The organism is Lacticaseibacillus saniviri JCM 17471 = DSM 24301 (assembly GCF_001311785.1).
Classification (GTDB): Bacteria; Bacillota; Bacilli; order Lactobacillales; family Lactobacillaceae; genus Lacticaseibacillus; species Lacticaseibacillus saniviri.
In genome coordinates, this window is the sequence record NZ_BBBX01000039.1 from 1 (window position 1) to 5,937 (window position 5,937).

Below are 5,937 nucleotides of genomic sequence, written 5' to 3' on the forward strand. Positions count from 1 at the left end.
TAACTATGCAACCAATTAAATCAGCATCAAAAATTGACCGCACGAAGAATTGGCGCGTGCTCATCTATGGTAAGCCGGGTGTGGGCAAAACGAGCGCAATCAAAAATCTAAAAGGCAAGACACTAGTGCTTGATTTAGATGATTCATCGAAGGTTCTGGCAGGTGTTCCTAATGTTGATATCCAACCGTTTGACCGCACCAAGCCATCAGATGAACTTGTTGATTTTATGACACACATTAAACAGCTTATCGCTAGTTATGACAACCTGGTCATCGACAATGTTTCAGCGCTGGAAAAGGACTGGTTTGTCGAGCAAGGTCGGAACTCCAAGTCAGGTATCCGAAATGAGTTACAAGATTACTCAGGTTGGACTAACTATTTTGCCCGTGTGATCACAACAATTTTTATGGACGCACCTGTCAACGTTTTGGTTACGGCGTGGGAAAACACTCGCGAAATCACGGCCGAAACCGGTCAAAATTTCACCCAGTTTGCGCCAGCAATTCGTGATAGTGTCCGCGATGGCTTGCTCGGCTTGACTGATGTCGTTGGTCGGGTCGTTATCAATCCGGCTACCGGTGGGCGTGGCGTCGTGCTAGAGGGAACCGACAGCGTGTTTGCGAAGAACCGCTTGGATGCACGGAAAGTGGTCCCGATTGAAGAACTGTTTGAGTTTGGGGGTGCCAGCGATGAGCAGAGTAGTGGACAACCAGCTTTACGGAGTGTGGGCGACGATGAAACAACGCTGCCTAAATCCAAATAATCACAAATATCCAAGATATGGTGGGCGAGGAATAAAGATATGCGATGAATGGTTAAATGATTTTTATGCATTTAATTCCTGGGCATTGTCTCATGGGTATAAAAAGGGATTATCCATTGATCGCATCAAAGTGAATGGTGATTATGGACCTGATAATTGCCGATGGGTCAGTCAAAAGGTGCAACAAAACAACCGCGAGAATAATTATCGGCTAACGGTTGATGGACAAACTAGAACGCTAGCCGAATGGGCTATGAAATCAAGGTTCACAGCTAGTGCAATCAGGGCTCGAATCGAAATTCAAGGAAGAAGCGCCTATGACGCAGTTTATGGTGACAACCCGCGACTTATTTTTATCACAATTGATGGACAAACTAAAACAGCAACAGAGTGGAACAAGATTAAAGGTTACCGCAGCGGATTAGTGCTTTCCCGTATTGAACGAGGATGGAATCCGATACAAGCAGTCCAAACATCTCCAAGAAAAGGGAATTATCGGCATGGGTAAATTGAGAGTTTACCAACAGAAATTAGTAGATCAGGTACGCAAGTCATTAACTACTGGCTACAAACGTGTTTTAGTTCAATCGCCAGCAGGGTCGGGTAAAACCGCCACAATGGCTGAAATTGCAAAAAAGCTACTGAACGCGGCAACCGAGTGCTGTTCATCGTGCACCGCAAAGAAATTGTGGCTCAAGCAAAGGCCACTTTTGAACGCTGGGGCGTTGATATGAGTTTGTGCGAAGTGGGGATGGTGCAAACAATCACCCGCCGGTTGGATTACATCGCAACACCACAACTAATTTTGTGTGATGAAGCTCACCACTCACTTGCTGCTTCCTACAAGAGGATATTTGAACATTTCAAAAACTCAGTATTAGTGGGATTTACTGCCACTCCTGCACGATTGTCTGGGACGGGGATGAAAGAAGTGTATGACGACTTAATCATTGGGCCTGAGATTAAGTGGCTTATCGACAATAGTTATTTGGCACCATATGACTACTATGCACCAACGCTAATTGACGTTGAACGGTTAAAGCGGGCGTCAACCGGTGACTACAGTAACAAGTCAATGGACCAAGCAATTAAAGTAAGGGCAATCTTTGGTGATGTACTCAAAACCTACAAAGAGGTTGCCAATAACACTAAAACTATCGTTTACACCCACAATGTTCAAGCAAGCATCGATGTTACTGATGCATTTAATCGAGCTGGATATCATGCAGAACAAGTGGACGGTAAAACGTCCGCTGAGATGCGCAAACAAGCCATGGATAACTTTCGGTCTGGCAGGACTTTAATCCTGGTCAACGCCGAGTTATATGGCGAGGGCGTAGATGTGCCTGATTGTCAGACAGTCATAATGCTTCGGCCAACAGATTCACTCACACTATTCATTCAACAATCAATGCGTGGGATGCGATACCAGCCGGGTAAACGAGCCACAATTATCGACCACGTCGGTAACGCTTATCGATTTGGCTTACCAGACACACCACGAGAATGGAGTTTGGAAGGTCAACCAAAGAAAGAGCGTGGTAAGTCTGATGCTCCAGCAATTCGCACGTGTCCCAAATGCTATGCCGTTTTACCAGCCAACACTCACATTTGCCCACTCTGCGGTTTTGAACAACCGGTTGAGAGCAGAGAACTCGACGTGAAGCCGAAGCAAAGCTGACTAAGTTAACACCAGCATTTAAATTCACTGTTAAGCGACCTGATCATATGTCGCCTAAAGACGCTAAATCAATGGACGACTTAAAGAAAATCGCCAACGCTCACGGTTATAAGCCAGGCTGGGTGTACTACCAGGCTAAGGCACGTGGGTTCATCTCAAACAAAAATAGGAGGCCAACAACATGGCAGAATTCAATTTAACAACAGACTACTCAAAGAATAACGAAGGCAATGGTTATGATCCTTTACCAACTGGAGAATATGAAGTGGTAATCAATCATGTGCAAGAGGCAGCCACACCAAGTGGCGCGGAAAGCTTACAGTTTGACTTAATTGTTCGCAATGATTTGGACGCAGCACTACCAGCTAGCAACGGTAAATATCATAACCGTCATGTGTTCGTGGACAATTGGAAGCGGAAGAAGACTAACCAATATGACATGGATGGTCTGCAATACATTCTTGAAGCCGCAAAGATTCCAGAGGGAACACAGATTAATTCGATTCAAGATTTCATGAACGCTTTATATCACAAGCCAGTGAACGTGTATGTAAAGAAAGAAAATGAAGAGTACAACGGGAGCGTGACCGAGCGTAATCGTGTGGCACCATGGAACTTCAAAGGAACCAAGTATCCACAACTAGCACATCAATTTAAAGAAACGTCATCTGCACCGACCCCAGCGCCTACAGTAACTAACTCAGATTTACCATTCTAATTTTCGAGGTTAAAGCATGTATGAAAAAATTCCAGCAGAACTGCGGGCCCTAAAGCAATGGGGCCTTTACCGACGTATTTGGCAGCCAGATAAGAACAAATACACAAAGATTCCGTATAGTGCGAACACAGGTCAGCGTGGCAGCAGCACAAATGAAGCTGACTGGGTAACGTTTGATGAAGCATTGGTCGCATTAGATGGTTATCAGTTGGATGGATTAGGCTTCTTTTTCGGACGTGGCTACATGGGTATTGATATTGATCATATTGGTGGTGAACTTGAACGATTGGCCGCGGGCGATAGAACAGAAAACATGGCATGGGAGTTTTTAGATGCTACGCAAAGTTACTCAGAACTGTCAATGAGCGGTGAAGGACTTCACATCATCGTGAAGGGGAAGTTACCTGGTAGCCGCCGGCGTTCAGGCGATATCGAGATGTATCAAGACGGTCGTTTCTTTGCCATGACAGGTAACAAAATTGGTCCTTATGAAGGTGTCTCAACACCGCCAAAAGAAAATATCAAAAAGCTTTACACGAAGTATCTGGAGCCAAAGAAAGTTATCTCGCTACCTTCGGCCACACCTCAGAGTGGACCAAACAACCTCAGCGAAGACGAAATCGTCACCAAAATGCTCAACAGCAAGACCGGAAGCCGAATCAAACTTTTACTCCAAGGCGGGTGGGAGCAGTTTTACTCATCGCAGTCAGAAGCAGACCTGGCTTTCGCGAACGACCTGGCGTTTTGGACAGGACGGGACTTCACCAAGATGGACGCGATTTTCCGTCAGTCATCTCTCATGCGTGATAAATGGGACGAAAAACACGGTAAAACGACTTACGGAGTCGCGACCATGAACAAGGCGATTAATGAGACCAATTCCGTGTATCAGCCAGAGCGCGAACGGCCAAAGTACATTATTTCGTTCGGCGGGTCAGACAAGCCTAAAGAGTTTCCTCCACGGTCGTGGGATGACACCGGAAATGCCGACCGTTTTGTTGATCGCTTTGGCGAAATTGCACGGTACTCATACATCGACAAAGCTTGGTACATCTACAACGGCAGCTTTTTGGAGCAAGACCAGCGCGGGCAACTCGCTTCGATGACTGACGCAGTCGTGGCTGACCTGAAAAACGAGAAGTTAAACATTCCGGCCGACGCTGACGAAGAGGCGATGCGCAAGGCTTGGGAGCAATTCAAGAAGCGGTCACGTAGCAATGCCGGCAAGAAAGCCATGATGGACGAGCTCAAGCACCGATTGCCAGTGATGCCAGATGAATTCGACAAAGATTTGACGCTATTTAATGTTTTGAACGGCTATGTCGACTTATCGAACGGTGAGCTGAAAGACCATGAGATAAGTAAGATGTTTAGTCTGCAAGGCAATTTTGAATACACCGACACGATGGACGCACCTGAGTGGGAGCGGTTTTTGGACCAGATTTTTAATGGTGACAAGGACTTAATTGAATACCTGCAAAAGGCCCTCGGATACTCACTCACTGGATCAAACAAAGAGCAGGTAATGTTTATCCTGCACGGGAACGGTCGAAACGGTAAGTCAATTTTTCTGGAGACTGTGAGCAACATCTTCGGTACCTATGCCAAAACGATTCAAGCTGAAACAATCATGGTTCGAAAAAATTCGGGGCCAAACACAGATATCGCACGGTTGAAAGGTGCGCGACTGGTCACCAGTAGTGAACCGAACGAAGGCTACCGCATGGACGAAGGGCTAGTCAAGCAGCTTACCGGTGGTGATAAGGTCACGGCTCGGAAGCTCTACGGAAATGAGTTTGAATTTGAACCGCAGTTTAAACTGTGGCTGGCAACCAACCACAAGCCTATCATTCGCGGCACCGACGACGGTATCTGGCGTCGATTGATGCTCATCCCGTTCAAGGTTCAGATTCCCGATGACAAAGTCGATAAGGATCTCAAGTACAAGCTTGAGCGTGAGTCGGTTGGGATTCTTAACTGGATGGTAGACGGTGCATTGAAGTGGCAGAGAGAGGGATTAAACCCGCCGGCAATCGTAACCGAAGCAAGCAAGGGTTACCGGGAAGAAATGGACGTTCTCGCTGGGTTCCTCGGTGAAGTGGCAGAGACGGGACCAGGATTCAGCGTTAGGTCAAGTGAGCTTTTCAAGACTTATAAGCAGTGGGCCAAGGATTACAGCGAGTACTCAATGTCATCTACTAAGTTTGGCATCGAGATGGCTCACAAATTCACAAAGAGGCGAATAGCCTCTGGATACGTCTATGACGGGGTTCGCATAAAACCTGACACGAGATTGGCTTGGAATGTGTAGGGTTGTGTATGGTTAGTGTACCCCCATTGTGAACTCTAAAGCCTTGATGTATAAGCCTTTATATTACTATTTCACTTTCTTATGTACCCTTAAAGAAAAAAGTATTAATAGTAATAAGAGAAAATATGTATAAGAAAAAAAGCTTTTTAGCAAGGGTACACTAATAGCGAAAATTAACGTTGAACACCTACAGCTACAAGGACTACAGCGTTTTGCCAACCATACACTAGGGGGTACACTTTTGAAATCAGAACACGCGATTCAATCAGAAATCATGATCGCTGTCAGTCGCGCCGGTTGTACTATCATCCGAACCAATGTCGGCAAGGTTAGAACCGATACCGGCCGTATGTTTGATGCAGGACCACCGAAAGGGTGGCCTGACTTGACCGGCTTTCGACACAGTGACGGCAAACTAATCTTAATCGAAGTCAAAAACGAGACCGGCCGACTGAGGCCAGAG

The 5,937-nt window shown here is 46.1% G+C and carries 7 protein-coding genes; all 7 read left to right on the forward strand.

Features of this window, described 5'->3' with window-relative positions:
• Positions 1-5 precede the first annotated feature (5 nt).
• A complete protein-coding gene (locus JCM17471_RS12795) occupies positions 6-764 on the forward strand; it encodes an AAA family ATPase (protein WP_054778143.1) in 759 nt (252 codons plus the stop codon).
• Positions 736-1,272, forward strand: coding sequence for a hypothetical protein (locus tag JCM17471_RS12800; protein ID WP_225354308.1), 537 nt, complete (start codon positions 736-738; stop codon positions 1,270-1,272). Before JCM17471_RS12795 ends, JCM17471_RS12800 begins: the two co-directional genes overlap by 29 nt.
• A complete protein-coding gene (locus JCM17471_RS15605; RefSeq protein ID WP_225354309.1) occupies positions 1,265-1,498 on the forward strand; it encodes a DEAD/DEAH box helicase family protein in 234 nt (77 codons plus the stop codon). The genes JCM17471_RS12800 and JCM17471_RS15605 overlap by 8 nt, the downstream gene beginning before the upstream one ends.
• On the forward strand, positions 1,423-2,445 hold the full coding sequence (locus JCM17471_RS12805; RefSeq protein WP_225354310.1) for a DEAD/DEAH box helicase: 1,023 nt from the start codon (positions 1,423-1,425) through the stop codon (positions 2,443-2,445). The genes JCM17471_RS15605 and JCM17471_RS12805 overlap by 76 nt, the downstream gene beginning before the upstream one ends.
• A gap of 181 nt (positions 2,446-2,626) precedes the next feature.
• Complete coding sequence (locus JCM17471_RS12810) at positions 2,627-3,163, forward strand: DUF669 domain-containing protein (protein WP_054778141.1); 537 nt, start codon at positions 2,627-2,629, stop codon at positions 3,161-3,163.
• 16 nt (positions 3,164-3,179) lie between these two features.
• Complete coding sequence (locus JCM17471_RS12815) at positions 3,180-5,474, forward strand: phage/plasmid primase, P4 family (RefSeq protein ID WP_054778142.1); 2,295 nt, start codon at positions 3,180-3,182, stop codon at positions 5,472-5,474.
• 241 nt (positions 5,475-5,715) lie between these two features.
• Positions 5,716-5,937 (forward strand): VRR-NUC domain-containing protein (locus tag JCM17471_RS12820; RefSeq protein ID WP_156321722.1); only part of this gene is annotated, 222 nt, incomplete at its 3' end.

What these genes read in the sequence shown, in the direction of transcription:
- JCM17471_RS12795 (WP_054778143.1), top strand. Translation starts at nt 6, where the DNA reads ATGCAACCAATTAAATCAGCATCAAAAATTGACCGCACGAAGAATTGG.
- JCM17471_RS12800 (WP_225354308.1), top strand. Translation starts at nt 736, where the DNA reads ATGAAACAACGCTGCCTAAATCCAAATAATCACAAATATCCAAGATAT.
- JCM17471_RS15605 (WP_225354309.1), top strand. Translation starts at nt 1,265, where the DNA reads ATGGGTAAATTGAGAGTTTACCAACAGAAATTAGTAGATCAGGTACGC.
- JCM17471_RS12810 (WP_054778141.1), top strand. Translation starts at nt 2,627, where the DNA reads ATGGCAGAATTCAATTTAACAACAGACTACTCAAAGAATAACGAAGGC.
- JCM17471_RS12815 (WP_054778142.1), top strand. Translation starts at nt 3,180, where the DNA reads ATGTATGAAAAAATTCCAGCAGAACTGCGGGCCCTAAAGCAATGGGGC.